Origin of the sequence: Bradyrhizobium sp., assembly GCF_016219575.1 — a bacterium.
In the GTDB taxonomy this organism is placed as follows: Bacteria; Pseudomonadota; Alphaproteobacteria; order Rhizobiales; family Xanthobacteraceae; genus Bradyrhizobium.
In genome coordinates, this window is the sequence record NZ_JACRMG010000024.1 from 1 (window position 1) to 24740 (window position 24740).

The 24740-nt window shown below is 64.0% G+C and carries 19 protein-coding genes; 7 read left to right on the plus strand and 12 right to left on the minus strand.

Annotated features, from left to right (window positions below; all coding sequences use genetic code 11):
* Both HZB49_RS19990 and HZB49_RS19995 read right to left on the minus strand, forming a co-directional pair.
* On the minus strand, positions 1-1271 hold a 1271-nt coding region (locus HZB49_RS19990; RefSeq protein ID WP_291614523.1), incomplete at its 3' end, for a VCBS domain-containing protein.
* A complete protein-coding gene (locus HZB49_RS19995; RefSeq protein ID WP_291614525.1) occupies positions 1214-2995 on the minus strand; it encodes a FecR domain-containing protein in 1782 nt (593 codons plus the stop codon). The genes HZB49_RS19990 and HZB49_RS19995, both read right to left, overlap by 58 nt.
* A gap of 590 nt (positions 2996-3585) precedes the next feature.
* On the opposite strand from HZB49_RS19995, the gene HZB49_RS20000 reads away from it, so the two are divergent.
* The 3 genes from HZB49_RS20000 to HZB49_RS20010 all read left to right on the plus strand — a co-directional run bounded on the left by HZB49_RS20000 (position 3586) and on the right by HZB49_RS20010 (position 7968).
* Complete coding sequence (locus HZB49_RS20000; RefSeq protein WP_291614527.1) at positions 3586-4380, plus strand: transglutaminase-like cysteine peptidase; 795 nt, start codon at positions 3586-3588, stop codon at positions 4378-4380.
* A gap of 90 nt (positions 4381-4470) precedes the next feature.
* Positions 4471-5589 (plus strand): lysozyme inhibitor LprI family protein, encoded by a 1119-nt coding sequence (locus HZB49_RS20005; protein WP_291614528.1) that lies wholly within the window; start codon positions 4471-4473, stop codon positions 5587-5589.
* 309 nt (positions 5590-5898) lie between these two features.
* Entirely contained in the window at positions 5899-7968 is a 2070-nt protein-coding gene (locus HZB49_RS20010) for a PQQ-dependent dehydrogenase, methanol/ethanol family (RefSeq protein ID WP_291614530.1), read from the plus strand.
* A gap of 181 nt (positions 7969-8149) precedes the next feature.
* Here HZB49_RS20010 and HZB49_RS20015 read toward each other — a convergent pair whose 3' ends face one another.
* From HZB49_RS20015 to HZB49_RS20040, 6 genes are all read right to left on the minus strand, one after another.
* Complete coding sequence (locus HZB49_RS20015) at positions 8150-9349, minus strand: ABC transporter substrate-binding protein (protein WP_291614532.1); 1200 nt, start codon at positions 9347-9349, stop codon at positions 8150-8152.
* Positions 9350-9512: 163 nt separating this feature from the next.
* Positions 9513-11351: an AMP-dependent synthetase/ligase gene (locus tag HZB49_RS20020; protein ID WP_291614534.1), complete on the minus strand. Its 1839-nt coding sequence runs from the start codon at positions 11349-11351 to the stop codon at positions 9513-9515.
* 96 nt (positions 11352-11447) lie between these two features.
* Positions 11448-12227, minus strand: coding sequence for an ABC transporter ATP-binding protein (locus tag HZB49_RS20025; protein ID WP_291614536.1), 780 nt, complete (start codon positions 12225-12227; stop codon positions 11448-11450).
* Positions 12228-12240: 13 nt separating this feature from the next.
* Positions 12241-12999 carry an ABC transporter ATP-binding protein gene (locus HZB49_RS20030; protein ID WP_365858588.1) on the minus strand — a complete coding sequence of 253 codons (759 nt, stop codon included), beginning with the start codon at positions 12997-12999 and terminating at the stop codon, positions 12241-12243.
* Positions 12996-14147 carry a branched-chain amino acid ABC transporter permease gene (locus HZB49_RS20035; protein WP_291614538.1) on the minus strand — a complete coding sequence of 384 codons (1152 nt, stop codon included), beginning with the start codon at positions 14145-14147 and terminating at the stop codon, positions 12996-12998. The genes HZB49_RS20030 and HZB49_RS20035 overlap by 4 nt, the downstream gene beginning before the upstream one ends.
* Positions 14148-14156: 9 nt before the next feature.
* The gene (locus tag HZB49_RS20040) at positions 14157-15032 is read right to left on the minus strand and encodes a branched-chain amino acid ABC transporter permease (protein ID WP_291614540.1); all 876 of its coding nucleotides are present in this window, start codon (positions 15030-15032) and stop codon (positions 14157-14159) included.
* A 286-nt stretch (positions 15033-15318) separates the two neighbouring features.
* On the opposite strand from HZB49_RS20040, the gene HZB49_RS20045 reads away from it, so the two are divergent.
* The 4 genes from HZB49_RS20045 to HZB49_RS20060 all read left to right on the plus strand — a co-directional run bounded on the left by HZB49_RS20045 (position 15319) and on the right by HZB49_RS20060 (position 19913).
* Positions 15319-16065 carry an ABC transporter ATP-binding protein gene (locus HZB49_RS20045; protein ID WP_291614542.1) on the plus strand — a complete coding sequence of 249 codons (747 nt, stop codon included), beginning with the start codon at positions 15319-15321 and terminating at the stop codon, positions 16063-16065.
* Positions 16062-17588, plus strand: a complete 1527-nt coding sequence (locus tag HZB49_RS20050; protein WP_291614544.1) for a permease — start codon at positions 16062-16064, stop codon at positions 17586-17588. The genes HZB49_RS20045 and HZB49_RS20050 overlap by 4 nt, the downstream gene beginning before the upstream one ends.
* Positions 17589-18008: 420 nt before the next feature.
* Positions 18009-18818: an MBL fold metallo-hydrolase gene (locus tag HZB49_RS20055; protein WP_291614546.1), complete on the plus strand. Its 810-nt coding sequence runs from the start codon at positions 18009-18011 to the stop codon at positions 18816-18818.
* A gap of 42 nt (positions 18819-18860) precedes the next feature.
* The gene (locus HZB49_RS20060; RefSeq protein WP_291614548.1) at positions 18861-19913 is read left to right on the plus strand and encodes an amidohydrolase family protein; all 1053 of its coding nucleotides are present in this window, start codon (positions 18861-18863) and stop codon (positions 19911-19913) included.
* Positions 19914-19921: 8 nt separating this feature from the next.
* Here the strand turns inward: HZB49_RS20060 and HZB49_RS20065 are convergent, their stop codons facing one another.
* The 4 genes from HZB49_RS20065 to HZB49_RS20080 form a co-directional block, all read right to left on the minus strand.
* Positions 19922-22078, minus strand: a complete 2157-nt coding sequence (locus tag HZB49_RS20065; protein WP_291614550.1) for an alpha/beta hydrolase fold domain-containing protein — start codon at positions 22076-22078, stop codon at positions 19922-19924.
* Positions 22079-22108: 30 nt separating this feature from the next.
* Positions 22109-22324, minus strand: a complete 216-nt coding sequence (locus tag HZB49_RS20070; protein WP_291614552.1) for a hypothetical protein — start codon at positions 22322-22324, stop codon at positions 22109-22111.
* Positions 22325-22362: 38 nt separating this feature from the next.
* Positions 22363-23619 carry an aminopeptidase gene (locus HZB49_RS20075; RefSeq protein ID WP_291614554.1) on the minus strand — a complete coding sequence of 419 codons (1257 nt, stop codon included), beginning with the start codon at positions 23617-23619 and terminating at the stop codon, positions 22363-22365.
* 118 nt (positions 23620-23737) lie between these two features.
* On the minus strand, positions 23738-24715 hold the full coding sequence (locus tag HZB49_RS20080; protein ID WP_291614556.1) for a helix-turn-helix domain-containing protein: 978 nt from the start codon (positions 24713-24715) through the stop codon (positions 23738-23740).
* Between the last annotated feature and the right edge of the window lie 25 nt (positions 24716-24740).

The window sequence follows — 24740 nt, forward strand, 5'->3', positions numbered from 1 at the left end:
TCGGTTACCGACAGGTCGATCGCAAACGTGCCGATATTGTCCGCAAGCGCCGAAATGCCCTCGGCAAAGCCCGGCAGGTCGGCGCTGGCATCGGTCGACTTCAGCACGAAGCCCGCGGTATGGGTGTCGATCAGGTCGACGTCCTGGAAGGTGATCGTGCCGCCGGTCGTCAGGGTCGGCGTCGCCGCATCCTCGGTCACCTCGCCGCTGTCCGTCGTCAACGCCCCGACGATCTCCGGCGCATCGTTGGTGCCGGTGATCGTCACCGTCACGTCCTGGGTGACCGGCAGGAGGTTATTGTCGGTGATCGTGACCGTGTAGACCTGCGTGATGGTCTGCCCCGCGGCCAGCGACTGCAGCACGGAACTGTTGTTGTTGAGCGTGAAGGTCCAGCCCACGGTCGCGGTGTTATTGGTGTCGGCGAACTCCACCACGGTCCCGCCGACCACCGTCGCCGGTGTCAGCGCAAACGTGCCGATATTGTCCGCAAGCGCCGAATTGTCCTCGGCAAAGCCCGGCAGGTCGGCGGTGGCATCGGTCGACTTCAGCACGAAGCCCGCGGTGTGGGTGTCGATCAGGTCGACATCCCTGAACGTGATTATACCGCCCGTCGACAAGGTCGGCGTCGCCGCGTCCTCGGTCACCGCGCCGGTAGCCGTCGTCAATTCCCCGATGATCGTCGGCGCATGGTTTGGCGAATCGTTGGAGCCGGTGATCGTGACGGTCACGTCCTGGGTGACCGTCGCCCCGTTGTTGTCGGTGAACGTGACCCGATAGACCTGGGTGATGATCTGCCCCGCCGCGAGCGATTGCAGCATCGGGTCGTCATCAGCCAACGTGAAGGTCCAGCCCAGCGTCGCCGTATTGTCGGTATCGCCGTTGCTCTCCGTCACCGACGGGTCGATCGCGAAGCTGCCGATATTGGTAGTGCCTTCGCTGAAGCCCGGCAGATGCGCGTTCGAGGACGAGGTCAGGAAGACGGCCGTCGCCCCATGGGTGTCGATCAGGTCGAGATCGCGGATCGAAAGCGTGCCGCCCGTGGTCAACGTGGTGGGGTTCGTATCCTCCGTCACCGCGCCTGAAGCATCCCCAGCACTGCTGATGATCACCGGATCGTCGTTGGTGCCGGCAATCGTGACCGTCACGTCCTGGGTGACCGCCGCGCCGTTGTTGTCGATAATCGTGACCGTGTAGACCTGCGTGATGGTCTGGCCTACCGCCAGCGACTGCAGGACGGTGCTGTTGTTGTTGAGCGTGAAGGTCCAGCCCACCGAGCCCTTGGTGTCGGCATCCGCCGGAACTTCGCCGACCGCATTGAGCGCAAACGTTCCGATGTTGGCGACGCCCGCGCCGGCGCCTTCCGCAAATCCGGGAAGGTTTTCAAGGCGGCGTCCTCGACCACTCCGTCCGACGCCGTCGTCAGGTTCACGACGATCGTCGGCACGTCGTTGGTGCCGGTGATCGTGATCGTGAACGACGCAAAGCTGATTTCGTTGTTCTGCGCGAAATTATTGTCGACGCGCGCCACGTAGGTCAGCGTCAGCATCTCGCCTGCGGCCAGGAAATCGAGTGAGTGGTCCTCGACGTTGTAGGTCCAGGTCGCAGTACCGTTGTTCTTGCCGTTGGCGTCCTGCACCACGACCAGCGGCACCGAGACCGCAGCAATCGCGCTGAGCTGCGTCGCCGTCAGCGTGTCTTTGACATCCTGGCCCGTGGCGTTCTTGTAGCCGAAGCCCAGGAACGTGGTGCTGACGGTGGGCACGTCGCCGAGGTTTGGATCGGAATAGCTGACCCCGCCCGACGTGGTATCGACGAGCGAACTGCCGGTGAGAGCCGTGCGTTCGGCGAGTTCCTTGTTGAAGGTCACGATGCCGGGCGAACCGGGAATGTGGTCCTTGGTGGCCGGCGGAGTGCCGCTCGGTCCGGTCGATCCTTCCTGGACCGTGACAATGCGAAGCGTGGCCGTGCCGGTCTCGCCCCCGGCGAACTTCACCGGGAACGTGATTTCCGGAACCACCGAGTCCGTGAAATGCGTATTCGACTTCGGACTGGAGTCGGTGAATCTCAGGGAGAAGACCTCCGAGATCAGCTTCATCAATTCCGGCGACAATTGCGCGGAGGCGAGGAAAGAAACCGTGCCCTGGCCGCTGACGGTCGTCACCGTGCCGGGCTGGTTGACGGTCGCCAGCGGCGCCAGCGTCACCCGGTCGAGCAGCAAAATGGAGCCGCTGGTGCCGTCCGGCTCGACCAGCACCTGGAAGCGCGCGGGCGGAGCGCTGCCCGGCACAGTCACCACGAAATCGATTTCCACCAGCACGGCGGTGCCACGGATGCCCATGGTGGCGACGGGGGTGTCGACCTTCATGTCGCCGTGCTTGGCGGTCGCGCCGGCAACGAAGGAAATGGTGCCCTGCACGAGGCTGAGCAACGAGGAATTGCTCGACCCGTTGGGGTCGTAGACCATCTCGTTCAGCACCATCTTCGCATTGGATGCGAGACCGAACACCGAGCCGTCGATGAAGGTGATGCCTACGGTCGAGTTGGATCCGGATTGAACCACGTCGCCCTGATAGACGTTGTCGCCGTTGTTCAGGATGATCGACACGCCGTTGCGGACCACGGTCGCGTTGCCGCTCAGCTTGGTGACATGGCCGATGATCTTGGCGGCGCTGGCGCTGCCGTCGGCCTGCGCCACCTGGACATGGCCGGTCAGCGCGTCGACGATCTTGCCGCTGAGCCAGGCGCCGTCGGGCGAGGCAATCGGCGCGCGCTTGTCGCCCTTGAAATAGTCCGACAACACCAACTCGTGATCATCCTTGGAGATGACGAGGTCGGTGCCGGCCCGCCTGAAGTCGCCGTTGAAGAGGAGATTGGCGTCCTTGACGACGATCGCATCCGACGGCGCCTTGGTCTGCACCGTCTCGACATGCGTCTGCGCCTTCGGGTGAGTTCCCGTGAAAGGCAGGCTGCCATCGAATTTTGAAACGAAATTCAAGCGGCCACCGGAAAAGGGTTAATATTCAGAAATTATTCAGCAACATAGTCTTGCATATCATTGGCAGGTGCTAGGCGAAACCATCCATTGCTTGTGCTGTTCGATTAGGCAAAGCGGAAGACGAACCCATTCTACTTGAGGATTTTGCGAAACTTGCAGTAATGAGATCCCAAATCATAAGCTTATCCCCGTCCAGCTGAACCGAATCTGAACGGATCGAACGTATTCAAAGTATATCGCGTTGAATTTTTACTTTGATCGACCCGTCCCGTATTTCTACGCCCCGATATTGCACGGACCGCGAGGCTAGAACTGTGATTTAGCTAACAAATCACGCATCCGTCAGTGAACCAGGCCTGTTAACCCCGAATCAACGATAGCCGGCCCCTAGGGGCCCAAGGGCGGGCGTCCGGATCGATAAAATCTTCGGCAATTCGCTGAGGCTCGTTTCAGCCTGTTTTGCGGTTTCCGGCGCCAATTCGCCCCCCTTAAGCCAATCCAAAGCTCCCTCCCCGATCCTCGTCCCGTCAAACGATCCGGTCACGCGCGAAGGCTAAGCAGCCCGCCGATGCCCGGACATGGGGCGTCAGATGGGGTTTTTCGGTCAATCGCGCGCATGGCGCGCGATCGTGCTTGCATGCGGCCTGGCCTGGTTCGGATCGGTGTCGGGCCTGCGGGCCGAGACGCCGGCTGCCGCCACGCCCGACCTGCCCGCGAAACCGGCTGAGCCGTTCGGCCTCTCCGCCACCGTGCTTGCCGCGGGCAACCTGCACGACAAATGGCTTGGCCTGCAGCGCCGCCTCGACGACGACATGGTGCAGCTTGCGCTGTGCGACGGCGACCGCGATGGCTGCATCTCGCCGGCCGCGCTGCGGCTGCTCGCCATCGTCGACGCCGCGCGGCAGCGCGAGGGTCGCGCGAAACTCGGCGAGATCAATCGCGCCATCAACCTTGCCATCCGCGCCGTGAGCGACGAGGCGCAGTATGGCGAGGCCGACGTGTGGGCCTCTCCCCTTGCCAGCTTCATTCGCGGCGCGGGCGATTGCGAGGACTATGCGATCGCAAAATTCGCCGCCCTTCGCCTTGCCGGCGTCGCGGCCGACGATCTGCGCATCCTGATCGTGCGCGACGCCCTCCGCGGCGAGGATCATGCCGTGGCCGCCGCGCGGCTGGACGGCCGCTGGCTGACGCTCGACAACCGCCGCATGGCGATGATCGAGGACGCCGACCTCAGGAATTACCGGCCGGCTTTCGTGATGGATCGCGACGGCATCCGGCGATACGTGCCGGCCCCGCTGCTGTCCGGCATCGCAGCGCCGGTTGCTGAGCCTGCTACCCTGCCCGCTCCCGCTGCGGCCAAAATTGCCGCAGCGGCGATGGATTGACAAAGTTTCCCTATCCGATTCCATTCTGCCGCCGGCCGTACATCGGGTGCGGGCGGAAATTTGCGTTGGCTCGCCCGGGCAGGAATTGAAATGCGGATTGCGGCAGCTATCCTCGCGCTCCAGTTCGGCTGGACCATGCCGGCCCTTGCGCAAGGCGCGCCGCCCGATGCAAAGCGGCCGATGGCCGAGATGCTGCCGCTGTTCGGCAAGAACAAATGTGCCGAGTTGAGGGAGACGGCGGAGCAGTTGTTCTGCGGCGATCCCGATCTCAACGCGCTGGCGCCGAAGCTCAGCAGCGCGGTGGAGGCCCGGCTGAGCCGCATTCTGGATCGCCGCGCAGCGGTTGCCGAGAACGTGGAGTGGATCAGAGCGCGCGATTCAAGCTGCGGCCTTTTCGGCCTCCAGCCGGTACAGCCTGGGAGCTTTGCCTCCATCAAGGCCTGCCTGACCAAGGCAACGCAGGAGCGGATCGCGATCCTGGCCGACGAGAATTTCGACTGCCTGGCGGCCAACACCACCGCGAGTCTCGTGATCTGCGCCGATCCAGAGCTCGCGATCGCCGACAAGGATCTCACCACCCGGGTCGTCGCCCTGATCGCGAAGCTGAAGGAAGATCAAGCCAAGGGCGCGCTTGCGGAATTCGCCAGATGGACCCGCACCCGCGACCGCATCTGCGAACTCGACGACAAGGACAACGTGCCGCTGAACGAGCTGGAGTCCGCCGAGCCCTGCCTGAACGACCTCATCAAGCAGAAACTGGCCGAGGTCGCCGCCGCCAGGGGCGATCCCAGAAAGTTCTTCGGCAAGGACATGCTTTCGCCTGCGCCCGATGCGGATGCCGTCGATCTCTGCGTGGGCCGCGTCCATTCGGCCAACAGCTGCGAGAATTTCCTGCGCATCAGCCGCGTCATCCAGCTCGACGTCGAGGCCTCCGAGCGGGAGGCGATCGTGACGGCGGCAGTCGAGATGAAGGTGCTGACGCCGTTTGCGGTATGCAGCCCGATCGCATCCGGTTGCACCGGCACCTGCTGGGACTTGCAGACGCATCAGCCGAAGGCAGCGACCAACGGCCGGGAAAGCATCTCGGTCGGCTACCGCGTCACCGTCGAGAAGTCCTTCGCGTTCCAGAAAACAAAGGACGGCAGCTGGCGCTGCAGCACCGAGGCCTTGCGGCCGGTGGAATACGGCACGGTGCAGCGCGGGCCGTAGCGCGCGGGCCCACCGGAATCGGCTTTCGCGCCGATGTTGCAGTGCGTCTGGGATACCACCGCATCAGTCGTTTTTGCAAAATGATGACGAGACGATTTTTCTCTTTTGCGTTTCGCATCGCGCGTTTCATTGACGCCGTCCTTTCCCGCGGCATACGATCTCGACAGATCCGCTAGAGATCACTGGGAGGGAAATGAAATGATGCGTTCGCCGCGTGTTGCTTCCGCTTGCCTGTTTATCCCCGACACCCCCTTACAATCCGGTCGACCAGGGCGCCTTGCGGGCGCTGCGCTGGCCCTTGGTCTGGGCATGGCGTTGTCGCTTGGCGTGGCGTCGGCGCAGACGCCGGCCAAGGGATCGCCCGACCACGTCAAGGCGGTGACCTCGGCCGTCGATGGCGCCATGATCCGCGCCAACACGGCGATGTCGAACGACTGGCCGACAATCGGCCTCGATTATGCGGAAACGCGTTTCTCCAAGCTCAGCCAGATCACCGCAGACAACGTCGGCAAGCTCGGCCTGGTATGGAGTTATCCGCTGGAATCCTCGCGCGGCGTCGAGGCGACGCCGGTGGTGGTCGACGGCATCATGTATGTCACGGCATCCTGGAGCGTCGTGCATGCCATCGACGCGCGCTCGGGCAAACGGCTGTGGAGCTACGATCCGAAGGTCGACAAGGAGAAGGGCTACAAGGGCTGCTGCGACGTGGTCAATCGCGGCGTCGCGCTCTGGAAGGGCAAGGTGTTCGTCGGCGTCTATGACGGCCGGCTGGTCGCGCTCGACGCGGTGACCGGCAAGGTCGCCTGGGAAAAGGACACGCTGATCGACCAGGTGCATTCCTACACCATCACCGGTGCGCCGCGCGTGTTCAACGGCAAGGTGATCATCGGCAATGGCGGCGCCGAATATGGCGCACGCGGCTACATCACCGCCTACGACGCCGAGACCGGCAACCAGGCCTGGCGCTGGTTCACCGTGCCGGGCGATCCGTCGAAACCGTTCGAGGATGACTCGATGGCGGCGGCGGCCAAGACCTGGGATCCCTCCGGCAAGTACTGGGTCAACGGCGGCGGCGGCACGGTGTGGGACACCATCACCTTCGACCCCGACCTCAACATGGTCTATGTCGGCACCGGCAACGGCTCGCCCTGGGCCCGCAACGCGCGCAGCCCTGCCGGCGGCGACAATCTCTATCTGGCCTCGCTGGTGGCGCTCAACGCCGACACCGGCAAGTACATCTGGCATTACCAGGAAACCCCCGGTGACAACTGGGACTACACATCCACCCAGCCGATGATCCTTGCCGACATCAATATCAACGGCGCGCCGCGCAAGGTGATCCTGCACGCGCCGAAGAACGGCTTCTTCTTCGTCATCGACCGCACCAACGGCAAGTTCATCTCGGCCAAAAACTTCGTCGATGTGAACTGGGCGACCGGCTATGACGAGAACGGCCGGCCGATGGAGACGGCCGATGCGCGTACCGACAAGCCGTACGACATGATTCCCGGGCCGTACGGCGCCCACAACTGGCATCCGATGTCATTCAACCCGCAGACCGGCCTGGTCTACCTGCCGGCGCAGAACGTTCCCGTGCGGGTGGTCGAGGACAAGAAATGGGCGCACAACGAAAACGCTCCCGGAAAGCCTCATGGCGGCCTCGGCTGGAATATCGGCTACAATTTCGATGCGGATCCGCCGCAGAACAAGCCTTTCGGCCGCCTGCTCGCCTGGGATCCGGTCAAGCAGAAGGAAGCATGGCGCGTCGAATACGTGGCGCCGTGGAACGGCGGCACACTCACCACCGCGGGCAATCTGGTGTTCCAGGGCTCGGCCGACGGACGCTTCATCGCCTATAATGCAACGACGGGCGAGAAGCTTTGGGAAAAGCCGGTCGGCAGCGGCGTCGTCGCGGCGGCTTCCACCTTCATGATCGACGGCAAGCAATATGTCTCGATCGCAGTCGGCTGGGGCGGCGTGTACGGCATCATGCAACGCGCCACCGAAACGCAGAGCCCGGGCACGGTCTACACCTTCGCGATCGACGGCAACGCCGCGCCGCCGGCATTCGTGAAATACCAGACCGAGGGCCTGCTGGCCGGCGTGCCCTATGACCCGAAGCATGTCGGCGAAGGCACGGTGCTCTATCTCAGCAACTGCGTGCTCTGCCACGGCGTGCCTGGAGTCGACAAGGGCGGCAACGTGAGGAACCTCGGCTACGTCTCCAAGGACGTCATCACCAACCTGAAGGACTTCGTGTTCAAGGGACCGATGCGCGACCAGGGCATGCCGGACTTCACGGGCAAGCTGAAGGAAGAGGACATCCCGAAGCTGCAGGCCTTCATCCAGGGCACCGCCGACGCGATCCGGCCGAAGTGACGACGGCGCCAGCCGTCGTCATGGCCGGGCTCTCGTCCCGGCCATCCACGTGAGGCCCTACGAAGAAAGACGTGGATGCCCGGGACAAGCCCGGGCATGACGAAGATGGAGACAGCACCAAAACAAAAGGGCTGCGCGATCGTCTCGCGCAGCCCTCTTTTCGTTGGACCTGAGGTCGGCCTCAGAACATCAGGCCGTCCTTCACCAGGACCCAGCGGCCGTTCTTGATCTGCTGCACCTGGGTGATGGTGTTGGCGAGGTGGTTGGTCTTGGAGAACTTGCTCGGCGGCGAGTTGAAGATGTCGCGGAACTCGGCGCCGGACTCCAGGGAGTCCATCAGCTTCTGGCCGGTCAGGTCCTTGCCTGCCTTTTCGACATAGAAGGCAAAGGTCTGGACCGTATTGTAGCCGATGATCGCCTGGGTGTTGGCGTCGGTGCCGAACATCTTCTTGTAGTTTTCGAGCCAGTCCTTGACCTTGCCCTTGGCAGTGTCGGGGTACGGGATTTCGAAGCCGGAGGCAGCATAAAGGCCTTCGACCGCTTCCTTGCCGAGCGCGGGCACTTCAAGCACGTTGGTGGGGGTGGCACCGAGGAAGGTGACGTCCCAGCCGAGCTTCTTGGCTTCGGTCATCGCGCCGATGGTCTCGCGGATCACGGTGCCGAGCAACACCATGTCGCAGCCGTCGGCCTTCATCTTGGCGATCTGCGCGCTGAAATCCGCAACGCCACGCTTGTAGCTCGTGACCGAGGCGGGCTGTATCTTCATCACCTCAAGCTGCTGGTTGAAGCCGTCGAGCACGTTCTTGCCGTACTCGTCGTCCTGGTACATGATGCAGGGCTTCTTGAAGCCCTTCAGCTCCACCATGTATTTGACCGCAGCGCGGGTGCTCTCGACGTAGGGCAGCAGGTTGTTGAACTTCAGCCGCTCCTGCGGCTTGGCGGGATCGAACTTGAAGGTGAATTCGGCCGCGGTCAGCGGGAACAGCTGCATCACGCCGGCGTCGAACAGCACGTCCTGGGAGGCGAGCACCGTCGGCGAGCCCATCGGCCCGACCATCGCGAACACCTTGTCGCGCTCGACCATCTTCTGCGAGGCGAGCACCGCGCGCTTCGGATCGTAGCCGCTGTCTTCCAGCACCAGCTTGATCTTGCGGCCATGGATGCCGCCCTTGGCGTTGATCTCCTCCACCGCCATCTTCATGCCGTTGGATACCGGCACGCCCCAGACCTTGATCGGACCGGACAGGTCCTGATGCGTCCCGATCACGATCTCGTCGGCCGAGATGCCTTGATTGGTGATCTTGGTCTGGGCTGCAGCCGGCAGTTGGGTCAGCGCAAGCGCACCCACCGCAAGGCCCAGCGCCTTGAACGACTTCGACATTCGCAGTCTCCTCTTTGTTGGCCCGTGTTGAGCGAAGGATGGGGGCCTTCAATCCTCCGCCGTTTTCGTCGCTCCCGCACTTCCTGGTGGGGCATGATCTCGTTCCGGGAACCGGTCTCCACTTCCCGGGATCATGCCCTCTCTTTGCTTCGGGCGTGAAGCCCTATGCCACCGCCCGATCGCGATACATGGCATCGATTTCGGCGGCGTAACGCTTGTTCACGAAGCTGCGCTTCAGCTTCATGGTCGGCGTCAGTTCCTCGTCCTCGGGCGTCAGCTGGCGCTCGATCAGGTAGAATTTCTTGATGGTCTCGACGCGGGCAAAGTTGGCGTTGACCGCCTCGATCTCGCGCTGGATCAAATCCTGGATCTCGGTGGCGCGGCACAGACTCGCGTAGTTGGTGAAGGGGATATTGTGGTCCTGCGCGAACTTCTCGACGTTCTCCTGGTCGATCATGACGAGGCAGGTCAGAAACGGCCGCTTGTCGCCGATCACGACCGCGTCCGAGACGTAGGGCGAGAACTTCAGCTGGTTCTCGATCTCCGACGGCGTGATGTTCTTGCCGCCGGAGGTGATGATGATGTCCTTCATCCGGTCGGTGATCTTGACGAAGCCTTCGTTGTCTATCGCACCGACGTCGCCGGTGTGCAGCCAGCCATTGGCGTCGATCGTCTCGGCCGTCTTCTCCGGCTGGTTCAAATAGCCCATGAACAGGAAGTCGCCCTTGATCAGGATTTCGCCTTCCGGCGAGATCTTGACCTCGCCCCATGGCACCGACGTACCGACCGATCCGAGCTTGATGCGCTCGGTCGGCATCAGCGTGGCGACGCCGCAGTTCTCGGTCTGGCCGTAGACCTCGCGCATGTCGATGCCGAGCGCGAGGTACCAGCGGATCAGGTCCGGCGAGATCGGCGCGGCGCCGGTGAAGGCGATGCGGCAGCGATCGAGCCCGAGCATCCGGCGCATGTTGCGGAACACCAGCCAGTAGGCGAACTGGTTGGCGATGCGCAGGCCCAGCGACGGCGTCTCGCCCTCGAGCCGGCAATCGGTCATGCGGTTGCCGATCGCGAGCGCCTTCGAATACATCCACTTCTGGAAGTTGGTCGCGTCCTTCAGCGCGATGGTGATGCCGGAATAGAATTTTTCCCACACCCGCGGCACCGCGAGGAAGGCGGTCGGCTGCACCTCGCGCAGGTTGTCCGGCACGGTTTCCGGGCTCTCGGCGAAGTTCATCACCGAGCCCAGCGCCATCGAGATGTAATAGCCGCCGACCCGCTCGGCGACGTGGCACAGCGGCAGGAAAACCAGCCGCTCCTCCGCGTCGGTCGACGGGAACAGGTCGTTGGCGTGACGCATCTGGTGGGTGACGCTGCGGTTGGAATGCATCGCGCCCTTGGGCGGACCGGTCGTTCCCGAGGTGTAGACCAGGATGGCGAGATCGTCGGAGCGGCGGCTGCCGATCATCTCGTCCCACAGTTCCGCACGACCCTGCTCGTGGTTCTGTCCGAGCGCCATGAATTCGGCGAGCGACAGCACCATCGGATCGGTGAAGCCGGACAGCCCCTCCATGTCGAAGATCACGATCTTTTCCAGCGTCGGACAACGCGAGCGGCAGGTCAGGACCTTGTCGAGCTGCTCCTCGTCCTCGACGAACACGACGCGGGTGCGGGAGTCATTGATGAGATATTCGACCTGCGCGGTGGAGTCGGTCGGATAGATGCCGGAAGAAACGCCGCCGGCACACAGGATGCCCATGTCGGCATAGACCCATTCGGGCACGGCGTTCGCCAGAATCGAAGCCACGTCGCCCGGCCGAAAGCCGATTGCGTGCAGCGCGTAGGCGATGTCCTTCGATATCTGCAGCCATTGCCGCCAACTGGTCGGCTGCCAGATGCCGAACTTCTTCTCGCGGACCGCGGGCTTGTCGCCGCGCTTTTCCACGGCAAGCACAAAGCTCCTTGCGATCGTGTCGGCCACCGTCAGCACTGCCGCTCCGGCCATGCTTGCTTCCTCCCTCTCGTAAACCCTCTCCCCGTCCGCCGGCTGAAGCCGGTCTTGTCCGCGGGGGCCGGGGCTGAATCTAGCGCCAAGTCCTTCTTAACGCCACGTTTTCTTCTTCTTCCAGCGCCGCTCACCCCGGGCGCCGGCTTCCTTGGCGCCAAGGTAGAATTCCTGGATATCCTGCGAATTCATCAGCCGCTCGCAGGTGTCGTTCATGACGACGCGGCCGATCTCCAATACATAGCCGTAATGCGCCGTTTCCAGCGCCACCTTGGCGTTCTGCTCGACCAGCAGGATGGAGGTACCCTGCTCCTCGTTGACGCGCTTGATGATGGTGAAGATCTCCTTCACCAGGATCGGCGACAGGCCGAGCGACGGCTCGTCCAGGAGGAGCATGGTCGGCCGGTTCATCAGGGCGCGACCGATCGCCAGCATCTGTTGCTCGCCGCCGGAGAGCTGTCCCGCCGGCTGATTGATGCGCTCCTTCAGCCGCGGGAAGTAGCCGTAGACCATGTTGAGGTCTTGGGCGACGCCGTCGCGGTCCTTGCGCGGATAGGCCCCCATCATCAGATTCTCGCGCACCGTCAGGAACGGGAACACCTCGCGTCCCTCCGGCACGTGCGACAGCCCCATGCGCACGATCTTGTCGGCCTCCATGCGCTGGATCGGCTTGCCCATGAACTCGATGGAACCCTTCAGGGGATCGAGGATGCCGGAGATGGTCTTCAGCACCGTGGTCTTGCCGGCGCCGTTGGCTCCCAACAGCGTGACGATCCGGCCGCGCGGCACTTCGAGGCTGATGCCCCGGATCGCCATGATCGGCCCGTAATAGCTCTCGATGTTGCTGATCTTGAGGATGACGTCGGTAGCGCTCATGGCATCGTCCTCATCAAGCGCCCAGATACGCCGCAACGACGTCGGGATGGCTCTGCACCTCGGAAGGCGAGCCCATCGCCAGCACCTTGCCGTAGTTCAGCGCGATCACGCGGTCGGAGACGCGGTTCACCAGACTCATGTCGTGCTCGACCATCAGCACGGTGATGCCGAGCTCGCTCTTCATGTCGCGTATCCAGAACGACATGTCGTCGGTCTCTTCCACGTTCAGTCCCGACGACGGTTCGTCGAGCAGGATCAGCTTCGGCTCGGAGCACAGCGCACGCGCCAGCTCGATCACCTTGCGCACGCCGTAAGGCAGGCCCGAGATCAGCTTGTCCCGATAGGGCTCGAGATCGAGGAACTCGATCACCTGCTCGACGCGGCGACGATGCAACTTCTCGCTCGCCCGCACGCTGGGCATGAACAAGAGCTCCTGCCACAGGCTGGTGGTGGAGTGACGGTGACGGCCGACCAGGAGGTTGGACAGCACGGTCGCATTCTCGAACAGCTCGATGTTCTGGAAGGTGCGGGCAATCCCGAGTCCGGCTATGTCGTAGGCCGGCTGGTGGGTGATGTCCTGATCCTCGAAGAAGATCTTGCCGTGGGTCGGCGGATAGATGCGCGAGATCAGGTTGAAGATCGAGCTCTTGCCGGCCCCGTTGGGGCCGATGATGGAGAGGATCTCGCCCTTCTCGACGGCGAAGCTGACGGAATCGACCGCCTTCAGGCCGCCGAAATGCAGCGAGAGGTTTTCGGCCCGAAAATAGCTCATCGGTTCCGCTCCGATTTCACGTAGATCTTCTGCCGCTTGAAGGTGGCGCGCTTGTAGAGCGGGAACAGCTGGAAGAAGAGCTTGATCTTCAGCCAGCGGCCGTAGAGCCCGAGCGGCTCGAACAGCACGAACACCACGATGATGAAGCCGTAGATCGCGCCCTTAAGGCCGTTGGCCGAAGCAAAGGCTGCGACGCTGCTCTGGATATTCGATGCGGTAGCCTTGCTGGCGCCCAACGCCGACGCGCTGCCGGAGATGATGCCGGGCATATCGTCCTTGAGATAGGTCAGGAACGGGTCGATCATGACGAGGAAGATCGCGCCCAGCACCGCGCCGTGCAGGCTGAACGTGCCGCCGATCAGGATCACGATGATGAACTCGATCGAGAGCAGCAGCGTGAACATTTCCGGCGAGATGAAGGTGAGCTTGTGCGCGAACAGGGCACCGGCAAAGCCGGTGATCGCCGCCGAGATCGCGAACGACTTCACCTTGTAGAGCGCGACATTGACGCCCATGCTGCGCGCCGCGGTCTCGCTGTCGCGGATCGCGATGAAGGCGCGGCCGGTCGGCGAACGCAGCAAATTGAGCGTGCCGATGATGGTCAGGATCAGGAAGCCCAGGCAGAGGAAATAGAAGGAAGGACTATCGCGCGGAATCATCAGGCCGAACAACGACAGCGTCTTCACCCGCATGCCCTCGTTACCATGGGTCACGCTTTCCCAGCGCGCCAGGATTTCCTCGACGATGAAGGCGAAGGAGATGGTCGCAATGACGAGATAGATGCCCTGCAGCCGCAGCGCCGGAAAACCGACCAGCGCGCCGATTACGCCGGTCAGCAGGCCGGCGGCGAGGAAATACACCGGGAACGGCACATTATACTGCTGCAGATAGGCGGCCGTGTAGGCGCCGATCGCCAGGAACGCGGCGTGGCCGAGGGAGGCCTGACCGGTGAAGCCGGAGAGGATCATCAGCCCCACGCCGACGGTGGCGTAGATGCAGACGAACACCAGCTGGCTCATGATGTAGCTGGAGAGCACGAAGGGCGCGATCGCGAGCAGCACCAGCAGCGTGCCGTAGGTCCAGACATAGCCGGAATGCGGGAACAGCCGGATGTCGTCTTCGTAGTCGGTCTTGAAGATGAAACGCATGGCGGTTCCTCAAACCTTCTTGCGCACGTGATGGCCGAACAGGCCTTCGGGCTTGAGCAGCAGCACCGCCAGCAGAACGATATAGGGCGCGACGTCCTTCCACCCCTGGGGCAGGTAGAAGCCGGCCATGCTTTCGATCACGCCGATCAGCACACCGCCGACCAGGGCGCCGGGAATCGACCCGAACCCGCCGAGCACGGCCGCCGGAAACGCCTTCAGCCCCAGCACGAGGCCGACATTGGAATGGACGAAGGTGATCGGCGCCAGCAACACGCCGGCCGTGCCGGCAACCGCGGCGCTGATCGCCCACACGATGGACACCACGCGCTTGACCGGGATGCCCATGTAATAGGCGGCGAGCATGTTTTCCGAACTCGCCCGCATCGCGGTGCCGAGCGTCGTGCGATTGAAGAAGAGATATAGAAGTGTGCAGAGGATCACCGTAGCTGCGATGACCGAGAGTTTGTCATGCGCCAGCACCAGCGAGCCGATTTTCAGCACGCCCTGGCTGAACGGGGTATCGATCTTGAGGTCGTCGGTGCCCCAGATGATGCCGGCCATCGAGCGCAGGAAGAAGCCAAGCCCGATCGTCACCATGATGATGGAGAATTGTGGGTAGCCGAGGATCGGACGCACCACCACGCGCTCGGCCACCATGCCGAACACCGCCATCGCGGCAACCGCGCAGGCAAAGCCGAACCAGTAATTGAAGCCGAGCATGCTGATGAAGGTGAAGCCGAAGAACCCGCCCAGCATCATCAGGTCGCCCTGGGCAAAGTTAACGACCTCGGTCGCCTTGTAGATAAGGACGAAACCGAGCGCGATCAGGCCGTAAACGCAGCCGAGCGCAATGCCACTCACCAGCTGCTGAACGAAGTCCAGCATTAAATCCCTCCCCCGATACGACGGCGATTCTTGGAAGACCGCCTTTTTCGTATCTTGTGTCCACACGCTACGGCGTCTTGGCACGCCGATTTGCCCTCCGGCGGGCCGCGGCTATACAGCCCTAAAGCCCTGATCCCTGTCAACAAACCTTGGTTGCCCCCGGCACTTGCTTCTTGCGGAGAAATGCCGCAGCCCGCCGAATTGTTAATCATTGCGGCAAGGCGATTCACCGCGCCGAAATATCTTTCTGTCCATGGTCTGTAACGAAGCGGACATGGATTTTCCGATGACGATCGCCGAAGCCGCTCTGGAAGTGCGAGGGTTAACCAAGCGTTTTGACCGCCCGGCGGTCGATGCGCTCGATCTCGCCGTCCGCAGGGGCGAATTTTACGCGCTGCTCGGCCCCAACGGCGCGGGCAAGACCACCACGCTGCGCATGGTGGCCGGCCTGCTGCGGCCCGATGCCGGCTCGGTGTCGATCCTCGGCATCGATGCGCTCGCCGATCCCGTCGCCGCCAAGCAGACGATGGCGTGGGTCTCCGACGAGCCGATGATCTACGACAAGCTGACGCCACTGGAATATCTCGAATTCGTCGCCGGCCTCTGGGGCATCGACGCAGCATCGGCCGAGGCTTCCGCACACGAACTGCTCGCCTCGCTCGGCCTCGGCCCGCATCTGCACGAACGCTGCGAAGGGTTTTCCAAGGGCATGCGCCAGAAGGTGGCGCTGGCGGGCGCGCTGGTGCACGACCCCCGGCTCATCATTCTCGACGAGCCGCTCACCGGCCTCGACGCGTTGTCGGCGCGCCACGTCAAGGGCCTGCTGCAGGCGCGCGTACGCGCCGGCTGCACGGTCATCATGACCACGCACATTCTCGAGGTCGCCGAACGCATGGCCGATCGCATCGGCGTCATCGCCGCCGGCCGCCTGGTCGCGGAGGGAACGCTCGACGAGTTGCGCCAGCGCAACGGCCGCGACGACACCCTGGAAGACATGTTCATTGCGCTGGTCGACGAGGCTGCCGCGGCATGAGCTCCGCAAGCAGCCTGTCCTGGTTCGTCCGGCACGAGGTGCGGCTGGCCTGGCGCGAATGGATCGCCATGCTCACCGGCGGCCGCCGCGGCCGCAAGCGCGCCGCGATGATCGGCCTCGTTGTATTTGCCGCCATCATGCATCTGCCGGCCTACGCCGTGATCGGCCGCTTCGCCGGCCTCGAGATGCCGCTCGACAAGACCTCGCTGATCGTGATGACCGCCACCATCGCACTCGCCTGGGCCTTGATGCTGTCGCAGGCCATCGAATCGGTGACGCGGGTGTTCTACGCCCGCGCCGATCTCGATCTGATCATGTCCTCGCCGGTGCGGCTGACCAATATCTTCTCCGTCCGCATCGCCGCCATCGCGCTCTCCGTCACCTCGATGGCGCTGCTGTTCGCGGCGCCCTTCGTCGACGTGCTCGTCATCAGCGGCGGTGCACGGTGGCTCGCCGCCTTTGCCGTCGTCATCGCGATCGGACTTTCCGCAGTCGCCGTCGCCATTGCCGTGACGCTGATCCTGTTCCGCCTGATCGGCCCGGGCCGCACGCGGCTGGTCGCGCAGATCCTTGCCGCCGTCGTCGGCGCCGGCTTCGTCATCGCGCTTCAGGTCGCCGCCATTCTCTCCTACGGCACGCTGTCCCGATTCGCGGTGCTGACTTCCGATGCCGCCGCCGGCTTCGCGCCCGGCCCCGACAGCCTGCTGTGGTGGCCGGCCCGCGCCGCGCTCGGCGATCCCGAGGCGCTGTTGCTCCTGCTCGCGGGCAGCCTCGTCATGCTCGGCGCGGTGATGGCGATCTTCTCGCCGCGCTTTGCCGATACCGCCATCGGCGTTTCCGGAAGCCACGCCTCGGCCCGCGCAAGCCAGCACGCCAATCCCTTCCGCAACGGCTCGCGCCAGCAGGCGCTGCGGCGCAAGGAGTTCGTGCTGCTCAAGCGCGATCCCTGGCTGATGTCGCAGAGCCTGATGCAACTGCTCTATCTGGTGCCGCCGGCGCTTCTGCTGTGGCGCGGCTTCTCCGACAGCTCCGCCGCGATCATGCTGGTGACGCCGGTGATGGTGATGGCGGCCGGCCAGCTCGCGGGCGGCCTCGCCTGGCTCACCATCTCCGGCGAGGATGCGGCCGATCTGGTTGCGACTGCGCCGTTGCCGCCCGTCAGCGTCGTCAGAGCCAAGATCGAAGTGGTGCTGATCGCGATCGCCGCGATCTTCGCGCCGCTGGTTGCTGCGCTTGCCCTTGCGTCCCCCATTCAGGCGGCGATCACCGCGCTCGGCGTGATCGTGGCAACGGTATCGGCCACTGCGATCCAGCTCTGGTTCCGCGTGCAGGCCCGGCGCAGCCAGTTCCGCCGCCGCCAGACCTCCTCGCGCATCGCGACCTTCGCGGAGGCGTTTTCCTCGATCGGCTGGGCCGCCACATCAGCACTGGCGCTGGCCGCGCCGTTCGCCGCAGGCATCAGCGGCGTCCTGACCGCGGCCATCATGGCCGTCACCTGGAAGATCAGCCCGCGGCGGGAGTGATGCACGTCGGTTTCGCCCTCGCGCTTCCGGCATTCTTGCTCTATCTTTCCGGCTCAGCGTTGCGAGGCTTTGCATGACGAAAATCACTATCAGCGCAAAGGGCCAAATCTTGCTGAGCGACGACATGCTCGAACATTTGGGCCTCGTTGCGGGTGGAAGAGTTGTCGCAAGCAAACTGCCCAATGGGCGGATCGAATTCAAAGCTGAATGCCAGACAGGCAAAATCACAGACATCTTCGGCGCACTGAAGGGCCACAGTCGCCGGTCATTATCGATTCGACGAATAGGCCAAGTCTCAACTCGAGGATGGGCCGGCGCGCGATAGGATTGCAATTCGATCACGCGACGAACTGCCGTCATGACGGCCACCGGATTCGGCGATAGAGTGGCCGAAGACATCCCTTCGGGAATGGGCCAATCATGTCGAGATTGATCGCCGCGCTTGCCCTGCTTTGTCCATTCGTCACGTCGGCCTTGGCGCAGACCCCGCAGCGCAGCGAGTGCCTGGCGATGGCAAGCGCGCCGCGCGCGGTGCCGGTGAGCTATCGCCTCGCCGCCAAGGCCGAGGATGTTGTCATCACCTATGCCGGCCATTCCACCTACTACATCGACACGCCGCGCGGCGTGCGGATTGCGACCGATTTCAGCGGCGCCTATCATGCGCCCGGCCGGCTGCCCGACGTCGTCACCATGAACCGGGCGCACAGCACGCATTTCACGCTGTATCCCGATCCGAAGATCCCCCACGTCCTGCACGGCTGGAGCGACGGCGGCAAGGCGGCGCATGTCGATCTGCGTCTCGGCGACGCCTATATCCGCAACGTCACCACCGACATCCGCCGCTACTATGGCGACTTCGCCGGCGGCGACATGATCCGGGACGGCAATTCGATCTTCATCTTCGAGGCCGCCGGGCTGTGCATCGGCCATCTCGGCCACCTCCACCACAAGCTCGACGAAAGTCACTTTGCCCAGATCGGCCGCATCGACATCCTGATGGTGCCGATCGACGGCACCTACACCATGTCGCTCGACGGCGTCTCCGAGATCACAAAACGCCTGCGCTCTTCCGTGGTGCTGCCGATGCACCGCTTCGCCACCCCGCTCGACGAGTTCATGCAGAAGATCGGCCAGCAATTCGAGATCGACCGGCGCAGCGAACGCTCCTTGAAGATTTCTCGCGACAGCTTGCCAACGATGCCTACGGTGATCATTCTCGACGGGGTGTGAGACGCGCCGTCCAGGCAATAATGACAACGTCGGGGAGTGAGAATGTCCGCCAGCACCGCGCCCGCTTCCAGTAGCGGGCTCTACGCCAATCCGCGCGAGGACTGGCTTGCCCAGCACGCCGAAGCAGTCATCGATCCCGCCCGCCCGATCGTCGATCCGCATCACCATCTCTGGGACCGCGGCGGCCTGCGCTACATGATCGAGGAGATGGCCGCCGACATCGCCACCGGCCACAACATCGTCGCCACCGTCTATGTCGATTGCCGCTCGATGTACCGCGCCGGCGGGCCGGAGGCGTTCCGTCCCGTCGGTGAGGTCGAATTCGCCAACGGCGTGGCGGCCATGAGCGCGAGCGGCGGCTACGGCAAGGCGCAGATCAATGCCGGCATCGTCAGCCATGCCAATCTGCTGCTCGGCGACGCCGCCAGGGGCGTGCTGGAGGCCGAGATCGCCGCCGGCAACGGCCGCTTCCGCGGCATCCGGCACTCCTCCGCCTGGGATCCCGAGCCCGACGTCGCCGGCATGTATGCGACGCGGCCGAAGGGGCTGCTGCTCGATCCGACCTTCCGCAAGGGATTTGCATGCCTCGCGCCGCTCGATCTCTCCTTCGACGCCTGGCTGTTCCATCCGCAGATCGGCGAGCTTGCCGATCTCGCCCGCGCCTTTCCCGATACCAAGATCGTGCTCGACCATTGCGGCGGGCCGGTCGGGCTCGGGCGCTTCGCGGGCAAGCGCGAGGAGACGTTTGCGGTGTGGAAGGCCGCGATCCAGGACATCGCGAAATGTCCGAATGTCGTGGTCAAGCTCGGCGGGCTCGCGATGTGCCTGCTCGGCTATGATTTCCATCTGCGCCCAAGGCCGCCCACTTCCGAGGAAGCGGCCCAGGCGTGGCGGCCCTACATCGAGACCTGTATCGAGGCATTCGGGCCGCAGCGCGCGATGTTCGAGAGCAATTTTCCGCCCGACAAGGGCCAGTGCAGCTATCAAGTGATCTTCAACGCCTTCAAGCGGATTTCGGCGCAATACAGCGAGGCCGAGAAGACCGCGCTGTTCTCCAGGACCGCAGCGGATTTCTACCGGCTGCAGCTTGCATGACGCCGTGACTATTCGGCCGCCTGCGTCTTGGCGTCGTTGCGGCGCAAATGCCGCCGCGACCACGCGGCGACTTCCTCCATGGTGCTCTTGGTTTCCGGCAGGAACGGGAAGATCGTGTAGACGTGCACGGAGTCCTCGACCAGGCGCAGCGTGACGTCGACGCCGGCCTTCTCCGCCCGTTCGGCAAGCCGCGTGGCGTCGCTGAGCAGCACCTCCCCTTCCGTTGCCGTGACGAACAGCGGCGGCAGGCCAGCGAGATCGCCAAACAGCGGCGAGACCAGCGGGTCGGTCGGCTCGTGTCCCTGGAAGTAGGACGCGCCCATGAAGGTGAGGAGATCGCGGTTGGCCGCGGGATCGCTGCCGTTGAAAGCCTTGATGCTCGGTCCCGACAGCGTGAGGTCCGCAAACGGCGCTACCGCGAGGATCGCCGCCGGCAATGGATCGCCGGCATTGCGCAGCGCCAGCACCAGCGCAACGGCAAGGCCGCCGCCGGCCGATTCGCCGGACACCAGGATCGAACTCGCGGGGATGCCGCGCGCCAGCAGCGCGCGGTAGGCCATCACGGCATCGTCGATCGCGGCGGGATAGGGATGCTCCGGCGCGAGGCGATAATCGACAGTGTAGCAGGCGCCGTCGACCGCCGTGGCAAGCCGGCTGGCATATTCCAGCGAGCCTTTGGCCGAACCGATCAGGTAGCCGCCGCCATGGAAATGCAGCACGACATTGCCGCGCGGCGCATCCGGCGCCGCCACGCGCCACGCCCTGACGTCGCCGAGTTCTTCCTCCACGGCGGAGACGCCATCGGGCAACGGAAAGTTCGTGGTGAGGAAGCGGTCATAGGCCTCGCGCAGACCGTCGTGCCCGCGCGAAACGTCTTCGGGCCGGAACGCATATTTCCAGAGATCGAAAGCGCGCTGGCTCACCTCGCGCTGCAGGCGTTTGCCTTCGCGCAGGCCCGTGACGTTGAGCACTTCGCCCGGCGGTCCCTCGACCGCCTTGACGACGTCATAGGCCCAGGCAAGGCCCCAGCTGGTCTCCGCCAGCGGATCGATCCGCGCCATGCCCTTCCAGCGGCCGTTGCGGTCGCGCACGCGCTGCGCATCGGACTCGTGCATCAGCTTGACCGCGGCGCGCGCGCCGGCCTGGATGCGCGTGGTGCGCGGCAGGCGCCGCCGTTCATATTCGAGCAGCGCGCCGGGAACATCGTCCTGCCGCCGCGCCAGCACGCGCGCAAAGGTCCAGGCGTCCTCGATGCTTTGTCCGGCGCCGGCGGCAAGGAACGGCACCATCGGATGCGCGGCATCGCCGAGCAGCGTGACGCGGCCCTTCGTCCAGCTGTCGATCGGGTCGCGATAGTACATGCCGGTGATGAAGACGCTCCTGCATTGCTCCAGCATCCTGCGGGCGCGCGGCTCGGCGTCGTCGAACGAGCGCAGCATCTCGGAAATGTCGCCGCTGTCGTCCCAGGACTCGCGCTGCACCTCGTGCGCCGGCACGGAGGCGAGGATGCTGTAGAGCTTCTTGGGCCGCACCCAATAGGTGATCAGCGTGCGGCCCGGGCCGAACCAGTAATTGCCGCGCTCTTCCAGATTGAGGCCTTCGAGCCGCTCCGCCGGGATCAGCGAACGCCACATCAGGATGTTGGCGAAGTGCTTCTCTTCCTCGCCGCGCAGATGCCTGCGCACCGCCGAATGGATGCCGTCGCAGCCGACCAGGGCGTCGCCGCGAACCTTCTCGCCGGTCTGCAGCGTCACCTCGACGCCGCCCTCGTCCTGCGCAACGTCGACGCAGCGCGCGCCCAGCTTCTTTGCTTCGGGCGGCACCGCATCGAACAGCAGCTGGACCAGATCGGCGCGGTGGATGTTGTACATCGGCGCGCCGTAGCGGCCTGCCGCCTCATCGCCGAGCGGCGCCTGGTAGAGCATGCGGCCGGTGCGCAGGTCGCGATAGTCGTAGGACTGCGGCTTGACGCCGACGGCGCGCATCGCCGACTCCAGCCCGAGTTCGCGCAGCACGATCGCGGCGTTGGCGGCGATCTGGATGCCGGCGCCGATTTCGTTCAGGGTCTGCGCCTGTTCGAGCACCAGCGCGTCGATACCCTGATGGCGCAGCGCTATCGCAGTGGTCAGTCCGCCGATGCCGCCGCCCGCCACGAGTACGCGCATGGGCGTCTCCCTTACTGGTGCTCAAATTTGCTAGTGCTCGAACAACGTCTTGGCCGGCTTGCCGCAGAACGGGCAGAAGCGGACGATATTCTCCAGTTCGGCCTCGCCGCCGTCAAGCAACGGCGTATGCGCGACGAGCAGCCTCAGTTCACCGTCCTCGACGAAGAAATGGCGTCCGGTTTCGAAGGACAAGGCAGCCGCCATGTCCTTGCAACAGGGTTCAAGCGGCTCCTCTCCGGCGGACATGACAAGCCTCCAGTTCCGAGATTGATTTGGCCAACACGTTACGCCCACTCACCCCTGCGGAACACCGGCACCGTGCGGCCATCGGCGTGGATGCCGTCGATGTCGGTCTGCCCATTGCCGATCATCCAGTCGATATGGATCAGGCTCTGGTTGCCGCCCTGCGCTGATATCTGCTGCGGCGTCAGCTTGCCGCCGTCGACGAAGCATTTCGAATAGCACTGGCCGAGCGCGAGGTGCGAGGCGGCGTTCTCGTCGAACAGCGTGTTGAAGAACAGCAGCCCGCTCTTCGAAATCGGCGAGGAATGCGGTACCAGCGCCACCTCGCCGAGCCGGCGCGCACCCTCGTCGGTGTCGAGCACCTTCTTCAGCACTTCCTCGCCGCGCGAGGCCCTCGCCTCGACGATGCGGCCTTCCTCGAACTTGACCTGGATGTTGTCGATCAGCGTGCCCTGGTAGGACAAGGGCTTCGAGCTCACCACATGCCCGCTGACGCGCCGGCAGTGCGGCGTGGTGAAGACTTCCTCGGTCGGGATGTTGGCGTTGCAGGTGATGCCGTTCTTCGCGGTCGAGGCGCCGCCTTCCCATTCATGGCCGTCGGCGAGACCGATGGTGAGGTCCATGCCGGGCCCGGAATATTTCAGCGCGTGAAAGCGCTGGCCGTTCAGCCATTCGGTACGCTCGCGCAGCCGCGCATTATGCGCTTCCCAGTTCGCCACCGCGCCGTCCTTGTCGACGCGCGAAGCCGAGAAGATCGCATCCGCAAGCTTCGCGATCGCGACGTCCTCGGGATCGTCGGGGAATACCTGCTTCGCCCAGGAGGTGCTGGGATAGGCGATGATGTTCCAGTTGGTGTCGAAATTGACGATCTTCTCAAGCGCCGGCTGATAGGCCATCGAATTGGCCTTGCTGGCGCGCGCGACCTTGGCCGGGTCTTCGCCGGACAGCAGCATCGGATTGTCGCCGACCACCGCCAGCCGGGCGGTATTGCCGGAGAACGCCTTCGCCATCCCCTCGTAGAGCCAGCCGGCAGCGCGATCGAAGCTCTGGTCGTGGCCGAAGCGATAGCGCGCCAGCGTGAGCTCCTCGTCGGAGAAGAGCGTCGTCACCAGGCCCGCGCCCGCCTTGTAGGCATGTTCGGCAATCCGCCTCACCAGCGGCAGCGACGCCACCGGCGCGGTGAGCAGCAGATCCTGTCCCTCGCGCAGCCGCAGCCCCACCTTGATCGCGACTTCGGCGAGCCGGTCGAGCTTGACCGGATCGATGGCGGCAACGAGGTTGCGCTGGGGCTGATTCATCTGACGTCCATGTTCTGTTGTTGGAATCGAGTGCGCGGGAAGCGGCTGGCGAGCGCACCGGGCTCGCGGAACCGTGGCCGCCGACGATTCACCTGCGCAGGCGAGGATGCCAGTAACTTTAGCGGGAGTTCAAGGCCAATCGCGCCACGCCGGTTCCGAACCGCGCCTGCTCGAGCGTAACCGAGGGAAGTTCGCCGAAGTTTGCGCGGTAGGCGTTGGTAAACTGGCTGAGATGCCAGAATCCGTGGGCGAGCGCGCTTGCCTTCACCGTCAGGCCGGTAGCGCCGGTACGAAGCTGCCGGCGCACCGACCACAGGCGCCTCAGCCTGGTATAGCGATGGACGGCCATGCCGCAGACGGACTGGCTGGCGGTCTGCAGCGTGCGGACGGAAATGCCGATCTCGTCGGCCAGCTTTTCGTTCGCCGCGTCGATCGGATTGTGACTCAGCAAGCGATCGACATGATCGACGATGCCCTTGTAGCGCGCCAGCGACGCCGGATTGTCGCAATCGTGGAACATGCCGGCACACATGGCCTCGTCGAAGCCCAGGGACAGCGAATCCTCCAGGGCGCTTGACACGTCCACAACCGCAAGGCTTTCCGGCTCCGTTGCGGCGAGTTGCAGCGCACTGCGGATCAGCATTTGCAGGCGAGCCAGCTCCGCCGTCGGCAAATGCATCAGCAAGTGACCGTTGAAGGCGGACCAACTGCGATCCAGCGTTTCCGGGCGGATCGAAAGAATCGCAACGAGCCGCCCTTCGGGCTCCACAACGGTGCAGTTCGCCTTCCCCTTGATCAGGATCAGCGATTGCCCGACGGCCTTGCCGTTCAGACGCGTCGAGGAGATGTCGTTCATGGGAACGACGATCAGCAGCCGCCCCGAGGAGTCGAAGCCGTTGATGAGTCGCGGAAAGGTCCGGACCAGCGACAAGGTGCATGACGGCAGGGCAAGGCTTGCCCGCATCACGCAGAAATCACCGGCTCGCAGCGGAATGCTCTCCGCATTCGCATACCGCTCGCTCTCGTGGAAATGGTCGACGTCCTCGAACCGGTCGAGCTTCAATGCAGTGGACGCAGGCAAATTCTCGAACAGCATCGTCGTGGACTTGAAAAAATGAGCG